This window comes from Larkinella rosea (assembly GCF_003858635.1).
GTDB lineage: Bacteria > Bacteroidota > Bacteroidia > Cytophagales > Spirosomataceae > Larkinella > Larkinella rosea.
In genome coordinates this window covers 40643-59602 of record NZ_RQJO01000010.1, presented here as the reverse complement: position 1 = coordinate 59602, position 18960 = coordinate 40643, and the positions used below count along the sequence as shown (strand labels likewise).

At 48.8% G+C, this 18960-nt stretch carries 20 protein-coding genes; 10 read left to right on the top strand and 10 right to left on the bottom strand.

Annotated elements, in window-relative coordinates; translation table 11 throughout:
• Window positions 1–37 precede the first annotated feature (37 nt).
• A complete protein-coding gene (locus tag EHT25_RS21190; RefSeq protein ID WP_124877176.1) occupies window positions 38–568 on the bottom strand; it encodes a hypothetical protein in 531 nt (176 codons plus the stop codon).
• A 166-nt stretch (window positions 569–734) separates the two neighbouring features.
• On the opposite strand from EHT25_RS21190, the gene EHT25_RS21185 reads away from it, so the two are divergent.
• Both EHT25_RS21185 and EHT25_RS21180 read left to right on the top strand, forming a co-directional pair.
• Window positions 735–1568 (top strand): phosphatidate cytidylyltransferase, encoded by an 834-nt coding sequence (locus tag EHT25_RS21185; protein ID WP_124877175.1) that lies wholly within the window; start codon window positions 735–737, stop codon window positions 1566–1568.
• 93 nt (window positions 1569–1661) lie between these two features.
• Complete coding sequence (locus EHT25_RS21180) at window positions 1662–2393, top strand: carboxypeptidase-like regulatory domain-containing protein (RefSeq protein WP_124877174.1); 732 nt, start codon at window positions 1662–1664, stop codon at window positions 2391–2393.
• A 125-nt stretch (window positions 2394–2518) separates the two neighbouring features.
• Here EHT25_RS21180 and EHT25_RS21175 read toward each other — a convergent pair whose 3' ends face one another.
• On the bottom strand, window positions 2519–3295 hold the full coding sequence (locus EHT25_RS21175; protein ID WP_124877173.1) for a UDP-2,3-diacylglucosamine diphosphatase: 777 nt from the start codon (window positions 3293–3295) through the stop codon (window positions 2519–2521).
• Window positions 3296–3407: 112 nt separating this feature from the next.
• Between EHT25_RS21175 and EHT25_RS21170 the strand changes: the two genes are divergently transcribed.
• Window positions 3408–4175, top strand: coding sequence for a hypothetical protein (locus tag EHT25_RS21170; protein WP_124877172.1), 768 nt, complete (start codon window positions 3408–3410; stop codon window positions 4173–4175).
• A gap of 91 nt (window positions 4176–4266) precedes the next feature.
• On the opposite strand, the gene ftsH is transcribed toward EHT25_RS21170, so the two are convergent.
• Window positions 4267–6297, bottom strand: coding sequence for an ATP-dependent zinc metalloprotease FtsH (ftsH, locus tag EHT25_RS21165; protein ID WP_124877171.1), 2031 nt, complete (start codon window positions 6295–6297; stop codon window positions 4267–4269).
• Between the two features lie 169 nt (window positions 6298–6466).
• Entirely contained in the window at window positions 6467–6850 is a 384-nt protein-coding gene (rsfS, locus tag EHT25_RS21160) for a ribosome silencing factor (protein WP_124877170.1), read from the bottom strand.
• 103 nt (window positions 6851–6953) lie between these two features.
• On the opposite strand from rsfS, the gene EHT25_RS21155 reads away from it, so the two are divergent.
• Window positions 6954–7718, top strand: coding sequence for a biotin--[acetyl-CoA-carboxylase] ligase (locus EHT25_RS21155; RefSeq protein WP_124877169.1), 765 nt, complete (start codon window positions 6954–6956; stop codon window positions 7716–7718).
• Window positions 7719–7753: 35 nt separating this feature from the next.
• On the opposite strand, the gene EHT25_RS21150 is transcribed toward EHT25_RS21155, so the two are convergent.
• Together EHT25_RS21150 and pgeF are read right to left on the bottom strand one after the other, a co-directional pair.
• A complete protein-coding gene (locus EHT25_RS21150; protein WP_124877168.1) occupies window positions 7754–8011 on the bottom strand; it encodes a GlsB/YeaQ/YmgE family stress response membrane protein in 258 nt (85 codons plus the stop codon).
• Window positions 8012–8080: 69 nt separating this feature from the next.
• The gene (pgeF, locus tag EHT25_RS21145; RefSeq protein WP_124877167.1) at window positions 8081–8845 is read right to left on the bottom strand and encodes a peptidoglycan editing factor PgeF; all 765 of its coding nucleotides are present in this window, start codon (window positions 8843–8845) and stop codon (window positions 8081–8083) included.
• Between the two features lie 322 nt (window positions 8846–9167).
• Between pgeF and EHT25_RS21140 the strand changes: the two genes are divergently transcribed.
• Window positions 9168–9554 carry a T9SS type A sorting domain-containing protein gene (locus EHT25_RS21140; RefSeq protein ID WP_124877166.1) on the top strand — a complete coding sequence of 129 codons (387 nt, stop codon included), beginning with the start codon at window positions 9168–9170 and terminating at the stop codon, window positions 9552–9554.
• Window positions 9555–9616: 62 nt separating this feature from the next.
• Here the strand turns inward: EHT25_RS21140 and EHT25_RS21135 are convergent, their stop codons facing one another.
• Window positions 9617–10465 (bottom strand): sugar phosphate isomerase/epimerase family protein, encoded by an 849-nt coding sequence (locus EHT25_RS21135; protein WP_124877165.1) that lies wholly within the window; start codon window positions 10463–10465, stop codon window positions 9617–9619.
• Window positions 10466–10645: 180 nt separating this feature from the next.
• On the bottom strand, window positions 10646–12019 hold the full coding sequence (gene radA, locus EHT25_RS21130) for a DNA repair protein RadA (protein ID WP_124877164.1): 1374 nt from the start codon (window positions 12017–12019) through the stop codon (window positions 10646–10648).
• Between the two features lie 196 nt (window positions 12020–12215).
• Here radA and EHT25_RS21125 point away from each other — a divergent pair, with 196 nt between their 5' ends.
• Both EHT25_RS21125 and EHT25_RS21120 read left to right on the top strand, forming a co-directional pair.
• Window positions 12216–12908 (top strand): porin family protein, encoded by a 693-nt coding sequence (locus EHT25_RS21125; RefSeq protein ID WP_124877163.1) that lies wholly within the window; start codon window positions 12216–12218, stop codon window positions 12906–12908.
• 191 nt (window positions 12909–13099) lie between these two features.
• Window positions 13100–13792: a porin family protein gene (locus tag EHT25_RS21120; protein ID WP_124877162.1), complete on the top strand. Its 693-nt coding sequence runs from the start codon at window positions 13100–13102 to the stop codon at window positions 13790–13792.
• 123 nt (window positions 13793–13915) lie between these two features.
• Here EHT25_RS21120 and EHT25_RS21115 read toward each other — a convergent pair whose 3' ends face one another.
• Together EHT25_RS21115 and EHT25_RS21110 are read right to left on the bottom strand one after the other, a co-directional pair.
• Window positions 13916–14329: a LytR/AlgR family response regulator transcription factor gene (locus tag EHT25_RS21115; protein WP_124877161.1), complete on the bottom strand. Its 414-nt coding sequence runs from the start codon at window positions 14327–14329 to the stop codon at window positions 13916–13918.
• 256 nt (window positions 14330–14585) lie between these two features.
• Window positions 14586–15017, bottom strand: a complete 432-nt coding sequence (locus EHT25_RS21110; RefSeq protein ID WP_124877160.1) for a LytR/AlgR family response regulator transcription factor — start codon at window positions 15015–15017, stop codon at window positions 14586–14588.
• Between the two features lie 216 nt (window positions 15018–15233).
• On the opposite strand from EHT25_RS21110, the gene pheS reads away from it, so the two are divergent.
• From pheS to EHT25_RS21095, 3 genes are all read left to right on the top strand, one after another.
• Entirely contained in the window at window positions 15234–16286 is a 1053-nt protein-coding gene (gene pheS / locus EHT25_RS21105; RefSeq protein WP_124877159.1) for a phenylalanine--tRNA ligase subunit alpha, read from the top strand.
• A 267-nt stretch (window positions 16287–16553) separates the two neighbouring features.
• Window positions 16554–17840, top strand: a complete 1287-nt coding sequence (locus tag EHT25_RS21100; RefSeq protein ID WP_124877158.1) for a DUF937 domain-containing protein — start codon at window positions 16554–16556, stop codon at window positions 17838–17840.
• A 181-nt stretch (window positions 17841–18021) separates the two neighbouring features.
• Window positions 18022–18954, top strand: a complete 933-nt coding sequence (locus EHT25_RS21095; RefSeq protein ID WP_124877157.1) for a TspO/MBR family protein — start codon at window positions 18022–18024, stop codon at window positions 18952–18954.
• Window positions 18955–18960: the final 6 nt, after the last annotated feature.

Genomic DNA, 18960 nt, shown 5'->3' with positions numbered 1-18960 from the left:
AACCATGAAGATGCCAGAGGTAGCTGCGATTGGGGGTTCATTTGTCGATATCGTTCTTTTTAGCGTATGAAATAACGGTGTAAATACCTTCTTTGGGTTTCCCGGACATTTCCAGCGTAATTACGGTACGTGGAGTTTCCCAAACGCTCGAACGCGTCAGATGACTCAGCAAAACAGCATCGCCGTAATGATCGGGGCGGTCTTTGTAAAGCGGATAATTCCAGGACCAGTAATCGCCGGAAGGAGCACCGTAACGATCGGATAAAATCCTGACCAGTGTCTGATAATCGTCCATGTGTTGTTGGGCGCGGATGTGCCGGTCGGTGAAAATATAGAGCGCCCCGGCCAGTTGATCGTTGACGAACGCAAATTTCACGGAAGCCGGAAAGGAATAAAACCAACGCTGGCGGTAGAGCAGCGTCGTGTCCGTAATCCGATGGGGAGCCGATTGTTCGGCGGCTTGAACCTCCTTGCTGGGCATACCCCAACGGAGTGAGCGAAGGTCATTTTCCGGTTGCTGACCATATCCTGTCAATTGAAAAAACAGGGCAAGCACTACTAAAATCATACAAGGCGACGGGCGGTGAGTAGAACGCTGATGAATTCAACTCTGTTGATTGTATCTGTAAATAAAGATAAAAATAGACGGAAAGAGAAACCGAAGTATGGATGACGTGTTCGTATTTTGTTATTTTAGCCGGATAAACCACCCTGATTTGTAGTTAACTTTCTACATGAAAGACCGTTTGAATCAGATGTCGAACCTGCAACAGCGCGTGATTGCCGCTGCCGCAGGTGTCATCATCATCTTATCTGGTATCTGGTACAGTGACTGGACGTTTGCGCTTTTGTTTTGTGTAATCAGTGCGTTGACGCAACTGGAGTTCTATAAGTTGTTGGGTCTGGACGGCAATCAGCCCCTGACCTACTACGGAACCGCCGTTGGCTGTCTGATTTGTCTGCTGACCTATCTAATTGAAAAACAGGTTGTTGATTATGATAGTTACTTCCTGATCTGCCCGGCGGCCTCCATGATTTTTTTAATTAAGTTGTATAAAAAGCGGGATTTAAAACCGTTCACCAATATCGGATTTACCTTTCTGGGGCTGATCTATGTCGCCGTTCCGTTTGCTCTCCTGAACGTGCTGGCCCTGCGGGGCGGTACCTATCACCCGGGCTTGATGCTGGGCTGCCTGGTGTTGTTGTGGGCAAGCGATATTGGTGCCTATTTTGCCGGTACCAAATTTGGACGCCGAAAATTATTTGAGCGGGTTTCTCCTAAAAAATCGTGGGAAGGAGCAGTCGGTGGAGCCCTTGCGGCCGCAATTATTGCTTTTTTTCTGACTATTTTTGTGGATGATCTGCGGCCGTGGGAATGGTACTGCGTGGGAGCCATTATTGTTGTGACCGGTACGTACGGTGACCTGGTCGAATCGCTGTTTAAACGCAGCATTGCCATCAAAGACTCTGGTTCCACCATTCCGGGCCACGGCGGTTTTCTGGATCGATTCGACGGTTTGTTACTGGCCGCCCCGTTTATCATTACATTTTTGAAATTGTTTGCGTAGGAATCCGAATGCAGCATGGTCCGAAAGGGACTATCTCAGGTACAACAAAGTAGAGACAATACGCTTTCGGTAGGGGCGTTTTATGATTGGGATATGAAGAATTTATTGATAAAAATAGTAACCGTTCTGGCCATCACGTCGGGGCTACTGCTGACGATCAATCACTCCGTTCGGGCGCAGGGGCAGGAGAAACTGATCATGTTTACCGGGATTATTACGGCCGGAAAGACCTCGGAACCCCTGCCGGAAGCATACATTTCGATTCCAAGAGCCGGAAGGGGCGTATTGTCGAACAGTGTGGGTTATTTTGCCATTCCGGTTTTGCCCGGCGACAGCATTGTTTTTAGTTACCTCGGTTACAAAAAGCAATACCATATTATTCCGCGCCGGCTAACGGAACAGTCGTATTCGGCGGTGGTGGCCATGCAGGAAGATGTGCAGATGCTGACGGAAGTAAAAGTTTATCCGTATCCAACGGAAGAATTATTCAAACAGGCCTTTGTCAATCTGAAACTGCCGGATGAAAAAGAACGTGAAAACATGGCCCGTAACCTGAGTTCCGAGTCCATGCAGCGTTTGGCGGCTCTAACACCGATGAGTGCGGCCAGTAATTACCGCTACTACCTGAATCAGCAGTGGTACGGTCGTGAGTCGCTGACGGGCCGGAGCCAAATGACAACCATTCCGTTCCTGAACCCCTTTGCCTGGGCCAGCTTTATCAAGTCGGTTAAAAACGGGGACCTGAAGAAAAAAGACTTCCGCCAGGAACTCAACGCCACCCCGCCCGAAGGCTTATCCCGGCAGGATATTCTTAAAAATAATTGAGGACCGGTTTTCGGTATACGATTTTCAGTTCTCGGTTAACTTCCGGCTGAGGTTGATGGATTCATACTGACCGCCGATTGCGTCAGAATTTGACCATTGTAAACAGAAAACCGTAAACCGCACTCTTATCCTTCAAACTTCAGCAATTTCGTCGTATGGCCGTCAAACCGGGCATACGTGTTTAAACCGATCCATTCGCCGAGGTTGATATAGCGGCTGTTGTCAGTCACTTTCAGATCCAGCGAAAGGTGACGGTGGCCGAAAATGTAGTAGTCGTGGTGCTGGCTGGCTTCCACTTCCTTGCAATATTGCAAAATCCATTCGTCATCGGCGCCCCTGAATTCGTCCGGTTTATACTGATTGGATGCCTTCCGGTTTCTCGACCAGCCATTGCCAAACAGAACGCCGATGTCCGGATGCAGCCAGCGGAAAAGCCAGCGGGCGAGTCCGTTTTCAAATATTTTCTTGAGCTGTTTATACGTAAAATCTCCGGGGCCAAGGCCATCACCGTGGCCGATCAAAAACCGTTTCTCCCCAATCTGGTAAGATTTGGGCAACCGATAAACTGGTATTCCCATTTCTTCGGTGAAATAATCGGCCATCCACATGTCATGGTTGCCCGAAAAGAGAATGATTTTTATCCCGGCGTCGGCCAGAGCGGCCATTTTACCCTGTAAGCGACTAAATCCCTTTGGAATGACCTGTCGGTATTCAAACCAGAAATCGAATATGTCACCGACCAGAAAAATAGCCTCCGCATCGGCGCTCACGGTGTCGAGCCAGCGAATAACCCGGAGTTCCCGTTCGCGGCTGGCAGCGGGCGTGGGCATTCCCAAATGAAAGTCAGAAGCAAAATAAACGGCTCGGTTCGGTGGGAGCGGCAGGTCTTCAATCAAAAGCATGAATATTTTTTCAGGAATACAAAGGTAATACATTGCTTCTTTACCTCCGAAACTCGGATATTGCAATCTCAAAGACGAAACCGTCGTTTAACCAACAGTTTGCCGAGATGATATGAAAAAACGGTTTATTGCCATTGCAGGATTAGTAGGATTGATTGGATTATCGAGTCAGAATAGCCAGCGGTTACAGGCACAAACGCTGGCGATGGTTACCAAAAACCGACCGGAAGCCATCGAAAAACTGGTTTTTGACCGGATTCTGGTGTACGAACAAACCGACTACAACGGTTCGGTGGTGCGCTATCAGGTGTTGTTAAACTCAAAAACCGGTCAGTTTGGCTTCGATCGAAAGCTGGCAAACCTGAGTTTCCCGGGCGTGGTGGGCGGCTATACATTCGTAACCGGCCAGCCCGACGGCAGTTACCGCGTTTATGTGGCCGATAAGTATGAAGGCAAAGTGATCATGCGCTACAACGTGGGAAAATCCTTTTACGCCCCGAATCGGGCGGAATCCTGCCACAGTCGGTTTCAGAAAAGATATCGCCCGACGGGCCGTGAAGGGAGTCAATATGGCCTGACAGCAACCGAGTACAAAGCAAGTCTGGGTCGTCAGGATACCGAATGGCTTTGGGTGGCCGAGGTGCCCTTCAACTCCTATCCGTTGTATCTGTTCAACGAAATTGCGCTGGAAGCGAAACTGCCGGATGCACACAGCATCAACTTTACTTCATCATTGGGACCCAACGAATTACTGGTTCAATCGAAAAAAGAATATTTTTCCGAAAAGGTGAATGGAAAACCGGCGACCAGTACACTAAAACTTATCTTTTTTGGGCCGACCAATCATTCATTTGATGTAACAGGCTATAAATTTAAATAGCGATTCTCGCACAAATCGTCGAAAACCGCTATCCCACGCACGCAAAAAGCCGACTAATGTCGGCTTTTTGCGTGTCGTATTTTGATTCAACTTACGATAATGCGGGCAGATCCGGAGTTGGCAGCGGTTTAGTTTGTTCCGGTTTGCTGTCGGTACCAATTTCTTCCTCCACCACTTCGCTGTTATTTTTGTATGCCTGATAGGTTGTTTCTTTCTGAAACGGACGCTTTCCAAGAATTCGTACGAGGTCTTTCTGGAATAGAATTTCCTTCTCCAGTAGTTCTTTCGCCACGGCTTCTAATCCCTCCCGGTTTTCGGCGAGAAGCGCTTTTGTGCGGGTGTAAGCCTGATCAATGATTTTGCGGACTTCGTCGTCAATGGCTTCCGCCGTGGCTTCTGAATACGGCTTATTAAACTGGTATTCGCTTTGTTTCGAATCATAAAACGAAACGTTACCAATTTTATCATTCATGCCGTACATCGTTACCATGCTGTAGGCCAGCTTCGTAATCCGTTCAAGATCACTCAATGCACCCGTCGAAATCTTTCCGAAAACATTCTCTTCTGCGGCCCGTCCACCAAGGGTCATACACATCTCATCGATGAGTTGTTCGGTCCGATACAGATACTGTTCACGCGGTAAATACTGCGCATATCCTAAAGCGGCTACTCCGCGCGGTACGATCGTGACTTTCACCAGCGGATCGGCGTGTTCCAGGAACCAACCCGTAACGGCGTGACCCGCTTCGTGATAGGCTACGATTTCTTTTTCTTCCGGTGCAATCAGTTTGTTCTTCTTTTCGAGACCACCAATTACCCGATCCATCGCATACTGGAAGTCCTGCATGTCAACCGATTCTTTGTTCCGGCGGGCGGCAATCAGGGCGGCTTCGTTACAAACGTTGGCAATATCAGCTCCCGCAAAACCGGGTGTCTGGGCCGCCAGTTCCCGCGGATCAACGTCAGCGGCCAGCTTAATCGGCTTGAGGTGAACTTTAAAAATCGCTTCCCGGCCCACAATATCCGGTTTGTCGATGCTGATCTGACGATCGAAACGGCCCGGACGCAACAGCGCCGAATCCAGTACATCGGGGCGGTTGGTAGCGGCCAGAATAATGATACCGGAGTCGGTAGCAAAACCGTCCATTTCAACCAGCAGCGAGTTCAGGGTATTTTCCCGCTCATCATTGGCTCCCGGCATCGAACCACGCCCGCGTGACCGGCCAACGGCGTCGATTTCATCAATAAAAATGATACAGGGTGCTTTCTCTTTGGCCTGTTTGAACAGGTCACGTACGCGGGCTGCACCCACACCCACAAACATTTCGACAAAGTCGGAACCCGACAGTGAGAAGAACGGAACACCTGCTTCGCCCGCAACGGCTTTCGCCAGCAAGGTTTTACCCGTACCCGGAGGACCCACCAGCAAAGCCCCTTTCGGAATTTTGGCACCGAGTTTGGTGAACTTCGTCGGATTTTTCAGGTAATCGACAATTTCCTTGATTTCTTCCTTGGCTTCGTCCAGACCAGCAACGTCGTTAAATGTAATTTTAACCCGGTTTTCGGCGTCGAATAAAGCTGCTTTGGACTTCCCGATATTAAAAATCTGACCACCGGGACCTGCTCCGCCCGACATCCTGCCCAGCAGGAAATACATGGCGAGAATCATGACGATGAAGAAGCCCCAGGTTTGCAGAAAACCGGTCCAGTCGCTGCGCTGTTCGATTTTGTAATCGATTTTTTCGTTATCCGGAACGCCTTCCTGTATTCGGTCCAGGTCTTTTTTAAATGACTCGGCCGATGAAACCCGGAAACTAAAGTGCGGGCCGGAATCGGAATTGAAATACGATTTGTCCTGAAACTGGTTCCGGTATTTTTGTTGAAGTGCCTGTTGTGTCAGGGTTACTTCGACGAGATCATTGTTGACAATGACTACTTTTTCAACTTCCTTGTTTTTGAGCATTTTTTCAAACCCGCGGATGGTCGTGTCGCGCACGGCGCTGCTGCGGTTGAAAAAAGTTATCCCGAGGATCGCTGCAATCAGGATCGCTACAATCCAGCCCTGGAAGTTGGGCCGACGGGGAGTTCTTGGTGAAAGTGGATTTCTATTATTATCAGGCATTTTTGCAACAGAATTACGGCTAAATACACAAAAAAGGAAACATCATTTCACAATGGATTGTTTCTACTGGGTTTGGGTTTCGATAAACGGAGAGTTACCGGTGTAGGTGGTCGTAGGAGCGGATAAACACTCGTTCGTGCCTGCTTCCGGGCCATAACCCTATCTGTTATCAGGCAAAGGTTTCTTCCACTGTATGGATTTCAGCATCACCCCAAAGTTGCTCAAGGTCATAAAAGACCCGGCGTTCCTTGTTGAAAACGTGAACCACAACGTCCACATAATCAAGCAAAATCCACTCCCGATTCGTTTTGCCTTCTTCATGCCAGGGATTTACCTGACTGGCTTTGAATACTTCTTCTTCAACAGAATCGGCAATGGCGTCGATCTGCGTGTCGGATGTTCCGGAGCAGATGACAAAATAGTCGGAAATGGCATTTTTAACGTCGCGAAGGTCCATGACAACAATGTCAATCGCCTTCTTCTCCTGCATTCCCTTCACGACGAGTTTGCACAATTCTTCGGATGATAAGTCCTTTGGTTTATTTATTCTCATGCTACTGCTTTAAATTGCAAAAACCGAAATCAGCGGGTACAATTACCATCAACTTCATTTTGTACCATAATTCGGCATTCATCCAACTAAATGTATTAAAAATTTGTACAAGTTTCGACCCAAAACTCTTTTTCTTGGCCAAAATATTAATTATCTGCCAACTTGTCAGTCTACCAACGATGTTGCGGCCAGTCTGATTACTTCCGAAATTGCTCTGGAGGGAACCGTCGTCATTACCGGCAACCAAACCGCCGGACGGGGCCAGCGGGGCAATCACTGGGAAGCACAACCCGGCCAGAACCTGACATTTTCGGTTATACTGCAGCCCACTTTCCTGCAGGCATCGGACCAATTCTGGCTGAACATTGCCATTTCGCTGGGCATCAGCGATTGGCTGGCAACGTACGTTGGCAACCGGTTAAAAATCAAATGGCCGAACGATCTGTATGTTCACGAGCGTAAAATTGGTGGTATTTTAATTGAAAATACGCTGTATGGCTATACAATTGCCTGGTCGGTGGTCGGCATTGGCTTAAATATCAATCAAAGTCGCTTTCAGATTCCGACCGCAACCTCACTTATCAATGAAACACCAAATGAACAGGATTTCGTTCTGCCGGAATTACTGCCAACGCTTTTGGAGTCACTGGAACGCCGTTACCTGTCCCTCAGAACCGGTCAGCGTGACGTATTAAAAACGAATTATTTGCAATTATTATTCCGCTACCAGGAAGAAAGCGAGTTTATGGCCAATGGAGAGGGGTTTCGGGGCATCATCGTGGGTGTAGAAGAAACCGGTCGATTGGCGATTCAGGTAGGAGAGACGTTGCGAAATTTTGCGTTTAAGGAGGTGGAGTTCGTGATTTGACCAATGACAATTGACCATTGAGAGAATATGGCCAGTCAGGTGGTTTTTCGGGAGCCCTTAATCAGCGCGGCAATTCCCAGAATAATAACGGCACCGACGAAAGCGGTCAGAATGCGGTCGAGGAGGCCACCGGCACCGGTGGCAAACGTATTGCCAAACAGCAAGCCACCAACGAATGCCCCGGCAATGCCGAGTAAAATCTCCATAAAAAGGGAGAACGAGAAACGTTTAAAAACGATATCGGCAAGCCATCCGGCAATTGCTCCAACCAAAACTGTCATCAACAAGCCCATGTCTGTCTGAGAAGTTTAGTTTATTCTCAATACAACTCCGGGCTGTCTGGTTTGTTTGCAAAACCGCATTTAGTCGGCCGGATGAAAACCGATGATCGCCAGCATGCGGCCCGTATTACCGTTTTCGGATCGATAAGAGAAGAAATCCGTGTTGTTCAAAACCGTTGAATACGGCGAAACTCCAATCTGCGAAAACGGAACACCGGTTTTGACCAGTTGAGCCACATTGGCAGCTTTTAAATCAATCAGGAATTTCTGCCGTTCGGCGTCGAACTGTTTGTATGCTTCGTCAAACTGGTCGGCCACGTCGTTACCTACCTCAAATGAGCATTGGTCGATGCAGGTGCCAACGTAGGCAAAACAATCGGCGGACCGGGTCTTAAATTGCAATTGCATGGCCTCAACGGTCTTTTCAACGATCCGAGCCGTTGTGCCGCGCCAACCCGCGTGAATGGCCGCTACGGCGCGCTGTCCGGCGTCGTAAATCAAAATGGGGGTGCAATCGGCCACCGTCACCGTCAGGAACAGGTTCGGCAGATTGGTAATCAGGGCATCGTAACCTTCAAACCGCCCCGGTTCTGTCACCGTCAGAATCCGGTCACCATGAACCTGAAGCGAGGAAGCAACCTGGGAATCGTTAACTCCAAGACCGGCAAAAAAACGCCGGCGATTTTCCTCAACGTTTTTTGGGGAATCAGCCGTGTTCAAACCGACATTGAGTGAAGCAAACGGAAAGGAACTGATGCCACCATGCCGCATGCTTTCGGCGGCAATTAATTGTTGGAAAAGTTTAAAAACCGGTGGAACGACGCAGGAAGATTTTGAAACACTCATTTTTTCAATTACCCTTTATTTTATTCTGCATTAGTCAAATGAAGTTTGCAAAAATTTTGCGGTTTTTGCTGAATTTACGACAATTCTGGAAGCGAATTGCTAAAATATTAAAATTTATATAATATATAAATGGCTGATAATCTGTTTATTAACTTTTGTTTTTTGCGATTACCGTTCAATCATTCATCCATTTTATCAACCGTTCGGCCATTCACTTCGACCATTGGCGTACTATCAGTCGGCAGTCTTGATTTCAGCTGCTACTTTTGAATCGTCAATCAGGACACAAACAACAAAAACTAAAAAGAACACAAAACACACCATGAAATCGTTCATTACATCCGCATTCGTCGCGCTCGCTATCAGCGCATCGGCATTCACATTTGCCAATTCAGACAACACAAAAACCGGTACCTCTTACCAGGTCGGTTTGTATCCATCTCTCGAAGCTGCTAAAGTAAACGTAATGGTAGCGAAAGAAAAAGGCGCTGACCTGAACGTTCTTCTGCTGGACGGCAAAGGTTTCGTATTGGCTACGTACAAACTGGATAAAAACGAAACCACCACGCGTACCCGTTTCGATTTGAGCCAGCTGGAAGATGGAGAATATAAAATTGTAGTAAGTGACGGTGCTTCAAAAATCGTAAAAGAAGTTAACCTGCAAACCAAAACACCGGTTCAAGCTGAGCGTTCTATTTCATTGCGCTGATAATCCGGCCTTTTTTACACCATAAAAAGAGCCCCAATCGCAGGATCGGGGCTCTTTTTGGTTTATTTCACTTTGGAGTACGTGCTTCGGAAATAATTGACGCTCTCGGCAATTTCGGGGCCATTATTTTCCCAGTGGTATTCGTATTCCACCGAAATGGGTCCTTTGAAACGCTGGCGTTTGAGTTCGGCAATCACCGCATCGACCTTGCAGTCCCCTTTTCCCCAAACCACATCGTGGTGTTTGCCGTCCGGCGAATCTTTCTTCACGTCTTTGAAGTGCATGCCCAGGATGTGACCCTGCAATTTTTTCAGGCAATCGACCGGATCCAGCCCTGACCGAACCCAGTGACCAATGTCGGCGCAGGAGCCTACGTATTTACTCGTACCAATAACGGCCAGCACCGAGTCGGGGTGCCAGTAATGCGACGGTTTGGGGTGATTATGAAGCGCAACATTGATTTTGTATTCATCGGCCAGCCGGGCAATGTAGGGCATCTGCTCCACTTTCGGTTCGGTATTGATGTTCAGAATGCCCATGTCTTTGGCAAATTCGAACAGCGCTTTCCAGTCGGCTTCGTTCGGCGCGTTGACCACCCCGAAAGCCACGAGCGTCAACCCTTTGTCTTTCAACAACTTTTTGACGGCCAGACGGGTGGCACCGTCCATTTTGAAATCCATTTTGCCTTCTACTCCGCCCCCGATGGTTTGGCCCGGAAAAGCCTCGACGTATTTCAGCCCGCAACTATCGATTTTGCGAATGGCTTCGGCGAAGGTGAACAGTCGGAAAGAGTAGGACTGCGAGCCGAGTTTCCAGCCGGCTTTGTCTTCCGGATTGCGTTGGGCAACCGATACTACGGTGCTGAAAGCCAATAATCCGGCAACCAGCAGCAGATTTTTCATGCGTTTCATGGTAAGAATTTAGTAGATCAATGGCAAAAGTAAAAAGAATTGCCGGATGGTTATGAAGGGTTGAAAGGTTAATAGGGTTGGGTGGTTAAAAATGGTTGGATGGCTGATTCGCAAATGGGATGATTTTAGCAATCTAACCGTATTGCCCACCCAACCATGTTCAACCATCCAGCTTTCCAACTACATCAAAACCCCCTGAAAAACTTCATCCAGTTTGCTGACGGGCCGGACTTTGATTTTATAGCTGTTTAAATCCAAGCCCTTGATGTTGTATTTTGAAATGTAAATTTGCTTGAAACCCAATTTTTCGGCCTCCGAAATCCGGGATTCGACCCGATGCACGGCGCGCACCTCGCCACCCAACCCCACTTCAGCCGCAAATGCCACCGATGACGGAATGGCAATGTCTTCGTAACTGGAGACAATGGCCGCACAAACTGCGAGGTCAATGGCCGGATCTTCCACTTTCAGGCCACCCGCCACGTTCAGGAAAACGTCCTGCTGGCCTAGCCGAAAACCACCCCGTTTTTCAAGAACGGCCAGCAGCATCTGCAATCGTTTGGCATCAAAACCGGTGCTGCTGCGCTGGGGAGTTCCGTAATTGGCAACGCTGACCAGTGCCTGAATTTCGATGAGCAGTGGGCGGTTTCCTTCCACCATCGAACCAATGGCAATCCCGCTGAGGGCTTCGTCGCGCTGTGAAATCAGAATTTCCGATGGGTTCGTTACCTGCCGCAAACCCGTTCCCTGCATCTCATAAATGCCGAGTTCGGAGGTACTGCCGAAGCGGTTTTTGGTGGTTCGTAAAATTCGGTACGTGGTGTGTCGGTCACCTTCAAACGTCAAAACCGTATCCACCATGTGTTCCAATACTTTAGGACCGGCCAGCGAGCCGTCTTTGGTGATGTGGCCGACGATAAAGACCGGCGTTCCGCGATCCTTAGCGTATTTCATGAACTCGGCCGTACATTCGCGAACCTGCGAAACACTGCCCGCGCCCGACTCCACCAGCGAAGAATGCATCGTCTGAATCGAATCGATGATGAGCACTTCCGGTTCAAAATGTTCGACGGTTCGGAAAATATTCTGCGTCGAGGTTTCGGTCATGATGTAGCAATCGCTTACCGGAACCGGCAATCGCTCCGCCCGCATCTTGATCTGTTGCTCGCTTTCTTCGCCCGATACGTACAGTACCCGCGTGTCGGTCAGGCCGAGCGCAATCTGCAAAAGCAGCGTTGATTTGCCAATGCCCGGTTCCCCGCCGATCAGAACGAGTGATCCGGGAACAATACCGCCACCAAGCACCCGGTTTAGCTCGGCATCGGGCGTCAGCGTGCGTTCCTGTTCTTCGTAATTAATGGCGTGGATGGCTTTGGGTTTGGCCGCCGTTTTGGTCGTACCCGCCGGTCGCCAGTTTCCGGCAACCGGTTCTTCTTTCGTAATCACCTCTTCCACAAAGGTGTTCCACTCGCCACAAGCCGGGCAGCGCCCCAGCCATTTGGGCGCCTGCGTACCACAATTCTGACAGAAAAAAGTTGTTTTTGTTTTTGCCATTAAACCTTTGGTTACAATCGTACTTCTAAGCAGCGTGCTGTGTTTGAATAGGGGTATAAAACCCGATACGTGTCATGTGAGAAACGCGCTTCCGCAAAGAACGCAATGGGTTCGTAAACTAACAATATACTAAAAAAAACCATTAAACATAGCACTTTGACCATCATTCTCGTTATTCACTCAAACATCTCTTCAAATGAAAAAAATCCTGTTTTTGGGAATGGTCATGATCCTGCCATCCCTGACGTTTGCCCAATTCAGTTTCGGTGTCAAGGGAGGAGTCAACCTGTCGCAGTTTACAACGGGAGATTTCGTGACGACCCGTCTGAATGCCAACGGGACGCCCCAGGTGAACGTTAGCGGACAGGTTATCCGGGATAATCTGAAGGAAAGTTTTAACAGCAGAACCGGCTGGGCTTATGGTATTTATACCCGTTTTGGTAAAAACCTGTTCATTCAGCCCGAATTGCTGGTGTCTTCAAAAGGGGGATCGTTCGATATTGTTCGCGATATTAACGGCCAGCCCAAAACGGAAACCGTCTCAATTAAAACCACGAATTTTGACGTACCGATTTTGCTGGGTTTGAAAGGCGGCCCCATTCGGGTGGTTGCCGGGCCCATCGTTTCGTTTCGAATTAGTGACGACCAGAAGCTGCGCGATGCCTTGCGGGATTATACCTCGGGCAGTTTGAATAATGCCCTGGCCAAAGCATCATACGGGTATCAGGTCGGGGTTGGACTGGACCTGGGTCGTCTGGGCATCGATGTCCGGCGGGAGGGAAGTCTGTCCGACGTGGCTGCGGTGAATCTGGGTGGTGATGCCAACTCGGCACAATTCAGCCAGCGGCTCAAATCGTGGCAGGTAACACTGGCCCTGCGGTTATTCTAAAATTTCACAGGATTGTAAAGATCCTATTTTCGATTCCCCGGTTTTGAGCTGCGATTACTTTTTCGCGACTGAAAGCCGGGATTTTTTATGGAATTTCGTTGAAGTTACCGTTTGCAAAGTTGAGGAAACAAAATGGGGCACTTTCTGCTAACTTGCTTCTCATTTTTATCCTCATCTAAAACACAACGCTAATGAAACGTCTACTCGTGCTGTTGCTTGGTTTGCCGGCAATCTCTTATGCCCAGTTTGGAGGGGGCAAACTCTTCTCGTTCGGCCTGAAAGCCGGGGCTAACTTTTCGCAACTCAACACCCTCGAACTGAAAACGCCCCGGCTGACGAGTGGAGGTGTTCCGGTGACGTCGGGTGGACAAATTGTGTACGATTTTTTTCGGAATAACGACAGCCGGACCACCGGTATCGTCGGGGGCGCATTCTTCCGGTTTGGCCGGAAACTCTACATCCAACCCGAACTGCTGGTGTCGGCTAAAGGTGGGAAATTTGATCTGATCCAAACCGGTCTGGCCAGTCAGTCCATCGATGTAAAATTCACGACCTTCGACGTCCCGATCCTGATCGGTTTCAAGCTGGGGCCGTTGCGGCTGAATGCGGGCCCGCTAATGTCACTGACGATTTCGGAAGACAAAAACCTGAAGGATTCATTCCGGCAATACACCACGCAACCCATCAACGATACGTTTAAACAGGCCGTTTTTGGCTATCATGCGGGTGTTGGATTGAGCCTGGGTGGTTTTCAACTGGATCTGCGCTACGAAGGAAACCTGTCAGATCTGTCGCAAATTGGGATCAAAACGCCCGATAACGATACTCGGTTTACCACTAAATCGACTTTGTGGCAATTGACGCTCGGTTACGCGATTCTGTGAGCGGTTTTTCGAATCCGCTGAAAAAAACATGCCGTTGTCCCGTCCCGAATGGGAGCCGACAACGGCCGTTCTGCTCAACTAACCCAAAATAAACCGTAATAAGTATGCTCTTTATCAATGCAATCAGTTAAAAAGCGATTGCATAAAGTAGTTTAATCGTTGGCTGATTTCTTTCATCCGGCGACGCGAGATGGTTACTTCCTGGCCATCGGTCAGGCGAACCACGCGCTCGGTGGCAAATACGCTGAATTGCACGTATGCCAGATTAATGATTGTCGATTTGTGAATGCGCAGGAACATCGTCTGATCCAGCATGTGTTCAAACGCTTTCAACGTTTTAGAAACCAAATACCGCTTCTTGTCACGCGTCGTAATGAACGTGTAGTTCCCTTCTCCGTGCAGACTAACCACGTCATCCACCGAGATCATGATGTTACGATTCAGGTACGGCAGCGCGATGCGGTTTGCATTGCGTTGATACATCCGGGGAAACAACGGTTGCAGAGTCGAAGGAGAAGGATATGCGAGCGATTCCATGGTGTTTGACGATTAGAGTTTTGTTTCTGTCTTTTTGTTGTTACTGATGAATCAAAACTACACCAAATTACCGTTCACTAAGAAAGAAGGCTTGACTTTTAGCGGCTCAACTGTTTAGTTAAGCGACTAAAAATCAAGCCTTTAGTTCTTGATTAGAACGGTTACATTCCGTATATCCCCTTGACCGATTACGTATTTCTACGTATCTCTGGTTTGCGTATACTACACATCACCGTGCAAGGAATATTTGGTAACATTAACGAACCGAAGCGGGTAAAAAATTACGGATTCGATCCATGAAGTTCTGAGCCCTGCGACGAGAAATCTTTACCTGCTGTCCATCATTCAATTCCAGTTCCCCTTCTTTCTTGACATAAAACCGGCGGACATACATTAGATTTACGATACACGATTTATGAACCCGGACAAAAGCCTGGCCATCCAGCAAATCTTCGTATTCTTTTAAGGTACGGGATACCAGCATGCGCGTTCCATCTTTCAGGAAGAAATTGGTGTAATTTCCGGATCCTTCCAGCCGGACAATTTCTTCGAGAGAAATGGTTCTTTTGCGGTCATAAAAAGGAATGAGTAGTTTAGGAGAAATTGGGGAAGTGGACTTTTTTTCCACACTTTTGGGGAATTTTGTGGACACTTGGTCGAAAAGGTTTTCCTGCAGGATTGATTCCATAATTGATTGAGTAAGATTGTGTAACAATAGATATGTATTGATTATCAATAGATTACCCTTTGCGGGGTAATGATTTTATGGGTGGATTTCAGTCGTCTGTTAACAATACCGCGCCCAACAACCGTACCGGGACTTCCTTTAAGTAAGTAACAAGTATGTTTACCAGAGCCCGGAAAATGGTTATCTTTGTCCCAACCTGGATTGAATACAAAGCGTATGCTGGAGAAAGTCAAAGAAGTTTATCAGGAGATTGAAGCCTTCGAAATTCAATCGAAAGATCAGTTGGAGCAGTTTCGACTGCGGTATATTGGACGGAAAGGGATTGTTACTGATCTGTTTGAAAAGCTGAAACAGGTTCTGCCGGAAGACCGTCGGGCGGTAGGGCAGGAGTTGAACTTGCTCAAGAATTTCGCCCAGCAACGGTTTAAAGACTCCAGCACCTTGCTCGAAAACAGCCAGACCGACGACGTTGCGGCTCCCGTCGATCTGTCGTTGCCGGTTTTGCCTTCCTTATATGGTGCGCAGCATCCGCTCAACATCGTTCGTCAGCAAATCATCAGCATTTTCGGACGGATTGGTTTTAGTGTGGCCGACGGACCCGAAATTGAAACCGACTGGTATAACTTCGGCGCGCTGAATTTCCCGGACAACCACCCGGCCCGCGACATGCAGGATACGTTTTTCGTGGAGAAAAAAAGCGAAGGAGCCTCCGCCGATCTGCTGCTGCGGACGCATACGTCGAACGTCCAGATCCGGTTGATGGAGCATCAGAAATACAAGACTACCTTTCAGCCGATTCGGGCCATTATGCCGGGGCGGGTGTACCGTAATGAAGCCATTTCAGCCCGGGCGCACTGCATGTTCCACCAGGTGGAAGGTTTGTACGTGGATAAGAATGTCGGTTTTAAAGACCTGAAAGACACGCTGTATCACTTTGTAAAGGAAATGTTTGCCAAGGATGTGAAGATTCGCTTCCGTCCGTCGTATTTTCCGTTTACCGAACCGAGTGCCGAAATTGACATTTCCTGCCAGATTTGCCACGGCAAAGGGTGCAACATTTGCAAGTACAGCGGCTGGGTCGAAATTGCCGGTTCGGGCATGGTCGATCCGAATGTGTTAATCAATTGCGGGGTTGACCCGGAAGAATATACGGGTTATGCGTTTGGCATGGGCGTTGAACGGATTACGCAGCTACGCTACGGCGTAAACGACCTGCGGCTCTATACCGAAAACGACGTCCGGTTTCTCCGGCAGTTTCAGGGCGCCTGAAAAGCGCAGCGGATGAGGATGTAGTCAGGAAGAAAAGATTTATACGCAAAACCGTTCTTTAAATTCTTTTCTTCCTATTTATTACTTCTATTCTCTAACTTCCATCCACTGCTTCTTTTTTTTGTCTAAAATTTATTCCTGTTTTTCACTTCCCGCTTCTTGCTTCTTTTTTTTGTCTAACTTTATCACTCATATTGTATTCGTCAGCGTTGTGGTTGCGGATGTGCTCTTTGTGTTGATGTGTAGTTCCCATGCAATATTGTCTTTATGAATTTATTAGTCGAACTGAAAGAAAACCTGACCGATTCGGTTGTTTCCCGAGCGGCCTATTACGTTGATGAAAGTCCGGAAAAAACCCGGACCGCTCTTGAAGGGCTTATTCACACGGTAGTGGCCGGTTTGATGAAACGGACGACGACCGAAATTGGGGTGAATCAATTATATAATGCGATACAGAAAGGGAAATTCGATGCTCATTTAGTGGCAACATTTCCTGAACTGCTCCGCGACCCGGAACAACTTACCCGGCTGTCTGAAATGGGCAGTAACAGCATCAGCCACCTGCTGCCCGCGATGAAAAGTGCCATTGGACTGGCTATTTCCGGTTATGCCAATATCAAAAATTCGGCGGCCATTACGCTGCTGGGTTTGGTGACTCCGCTGGTTTTAGGCACGCTGAACAAGCTGGTGGTTGAGAAAAAACTGGATGCCGACGGACTGGCCGCCTTATTGGCCGATCAGCGTGATCACCTGATTGAATTGACGCCCGAACGACTGCTCGACCGGATTGCCGAAGGGCTGAATATCCAGCAATTACTGGCGGTAGGGGTTACACCTGCCAAGCGTTCCAGTGTGGCCGAGCGCTCGCCGGTTCAGGAGCGGCAGCGGTTTTCGCCCGAACCGGAAGAAGAAGGCAATGGCTCGCTGGTGAAATGGGGGGTAGGTGCTCTGGTGGTGCTGGCTCTGGCCGCAGCGGGATATTATATCTGGAACAATACGCAGTCGTATTCGTCGGCAAACGAGGAGTCGGCAAATTCCACGGAGTTTGTTGATTCGACAGTTGTTGCCCCGGTTGATTCGGCCAAACTTCGTCCGGCAACTCCCGCCCGGACCGATTCTGCAGCGACCGCAGCCTTGCCGGTGGCCGGAGTCACGGCGGGCTCTTCAACCTCGGCGCTGGCCGCTTATCTTGCCAATGCCCAGGCCCCGGAAGGCCGGAGTTTCAAAATTCCAACGCTGGATTTCGAGCCCGGTACGGATCAGCTAAAACCAGCTGGTTTGGTAACAGTCGAAGAAATAGCTACCCTGCTGAAGAAGTCTCCGGTCGTTCAAATTCGGCTGGTGGGTTACGCCAACGACGCTATTCCGCCGATGGGTAACAAAGCGTTGTCAGTTATGCGGGTCCTGAAAGTCAAAAATCAACTGATCCGGTCGGGCATTAATTACATCCGCGTCGACGCAATCGGGTTGGGAACGGGGATCAAACCGGGGGACTCAACCGCCGTCGGCAAACCCAAATTGAAGCAAATCGACCTCAAAGTGGTGATAAAATAAGCGTAAAGAAGGAAGACAAGAGAGTAAAAACCGGAAACACCGCCGTTTTAATTCTCTTGTCTCATGTCTATTTTCTTACTTCTCTCTCCAAAAAAAACTTTTTTTCCAACATCTCCCGGTTCTGATTGTTAGCCATTAGCAGGATTTGCTTGCTATCTTTCCACGCAATCAATCAGAAAACATGAGAACGAATTCATTGTTAGGACGAATTGGAACCGCTGTTCTGGTGGTTGCCAGCATTATCTACACCGTTACTGCAACCGCAAGTCGACCGACGACTTCGGCTGTTAAAAAGAAGGATGACGATACGGATTTCGCGGAAGACAATGTCTTGCCGGAATACCGCCGTGTTTTCGACGAAAATCCGATCGTTCCGGATGGCTGGACGTTCGGAACCGTGTGGTCGACAATCTATGCCGGAACGGCGGCTTACGCCGTTTACCAGGCTTTACCTTCTCAGCAGGGAAATCCGCGATTCCACCGGGCTGCCCCCTGGCTGGCGATCAGTTACGTACTCAATGCGGTTTTCGGACGGCTCTTTTCGGACACCCGAATGGAAAGCATGATTGGTTCGGATGTGGTCACGAAAGCCAGTTTGCCCGTCGCTTTGGCATTGCATCAACAACTCGAAATTGGTGAAACCGAAGTGGATGCCCCGGAAAAATACCTGCGGATTCCGTTTAGTCTCTATGCGGGTTGGTTGACGGCGGCCTCGGTGGTTGGCACCCCGAATTTGTTGTATAATCTGAAAATCTGGAAACCGGACCCCGCTCGCGATACACCGGTTTTTATCGGCGTACTGGGCGCAACGACCGGCGTGGCCTATGCCGTGGCCCGGCGGCTCAACGATCCGTATTACCTGTTGCCATTTGTGGCGGGTTTTGCAGGAATCGCTACTAAACAATACGGGAAAAATAACGCCATCGCCCTGTCAGCAGCGGCTTTCTCTGTGGCTGTTGCGGGAATACTGGTCAAATGGTTGCCACGCGGGAAATTTGAACCTTTTGCGGGTGAAGTAGAGGATGTTGAAGCCGAATTTGAAGACTATGAAAACGGCTGGGAAGACGAAAACCCGAATGAAGAAGCTGAATCGTATTCGTATACGTCGATTTAACTGAGC

Bases quoted from the DNA above. Each gene is read 5' to 3' on its own strand.
- EHT25_RS21190 (WP_124877176.1), bottom strand. From the start codon at position 568: ATGATTTTAGTAGTGCTTGCCCTGTTTTTTCAATTGACAGGATATGGT.
- EHT25_RS21185 (WP_124877175.1), top strand. From the start codon at position 735: ATGAAAGACCGTTTGAATCAGATGTCGAACCTGCAACAGCGCGTGATT.
- EHT25_RS21180 (WP_124877174.1), top strand. From the start codon at position 1,662: ATGAAGAATTTATTGATAAAAATAGTAACCGTTCTGGCCATCACGTCG.
- EHT25_RS21175 (WP_124877173.1), bottom strand. From the start codon at position 3,295: ATGCTTTTGATTGAAGACCTGCCGCTCCCACCGAACCGAGCCGTTTAT.
- EHT25_RS21170 (WP_124877172.1), top strand. From the start codon at position 3,408: ATGAAAAAACGGTTTATTGCCATTGCAGGATTAGTAGGATTGATTGGA.
- ftsH (WP_124877171.1), bottom strand. From the start codon at position 6,297: ATGCCTGATAATAATAGAAATCCACTTTCACCAAGAACTCCCCGTCGG.
- rsfS (WP_124877170.1), bottom strand. From the start codon at position 6,850: ATGAGAATAAATAAACCAAAGGACTTATCATCCGAAGAATTGTGCAAA.
- EHT25_RS21150 (WP_124877168.1), bottom strand. From the start codon at position 8,011: ATGGGCTTGTTGATGACAGTTTTGGTTGGAGCAATTGCCGGATGGCTT.
- pgeF (WP_124877167.1), bottom strand. From the start codon at position 8,845: ATGAGTGTTTCAAAATCTTCCTGCGTCGTTCCACCGGTTTTTAAACTT.
- EHT25_RS21140 (WP_124877166.1), top strand. From the start codon at position 9,168: ATGAAATCGTTCATTACATCCGCATTCGTCGCGCTCGCTATCAGCGCA.
- EHT25_RS21135 (WP_124877165.1), bottom strand. From the start codon at position 10,465: ATGAAACGCATGAAAAATCTGCTGCTGGTTGCCGGATTATTGGCTTTC.
- radA (WP_124877164.1), bottom strand. From the start codon at position 12,019: ATGGCAAAAACAAAAACAACTTTTTTCTGTCAGAATTGTGGTACGCAG.
- EHT25_RS21125 (WP_124877163.1), top strand. From the start codon at position 12,216: ATGAAAAAAATCCTGTTTTTGGGAATGGTCATGATCCTGCCATCCCTG.
- EHT25_RS21120 (WP_124877162.1), top strand. From the start codon at position 13,100: ATGAAACGTCTACTCGTGCTGTTGCTTGGTTTGCCGGCAATCTCTTAT.
- EHT25_RS21115 (WP_124877161.1), bottom strand. From the start codon at position 14,329: ATGGAATCGCTCGCATATCCTTCTCCTTCGACTCTGCAACCGTTGTTT.
- EHT25_RS21110 (WP_124877160.1), bottom strand. From the start codon at position 15,017: ATGGAATCAATCCTGCAGGAAAACCTTTTCGACCAAGTGTCCACAAAA.
- pheS (WP_124877159.1), top strand. From the start codon at position 15,234: ATGCTGGAGAAAGTCAAAGAAGTTTATCAGGAGATTGAAGCCTTCGAA.
- EHT25_RS21100 (WP_124877158.1), top strand. From the start codon at position 16,554: ATGAATTTATTAGTCGAACTGAAAGAAAACCTGACCGATTCGGTTGTT.
- EHT25_RS21095 (WP_124877157.1), top strand. From the start codon at position 18,022: ATGAGAACGAATTCATTGTTAGGACGAATTGGAACCGCTGTTCTGGTG.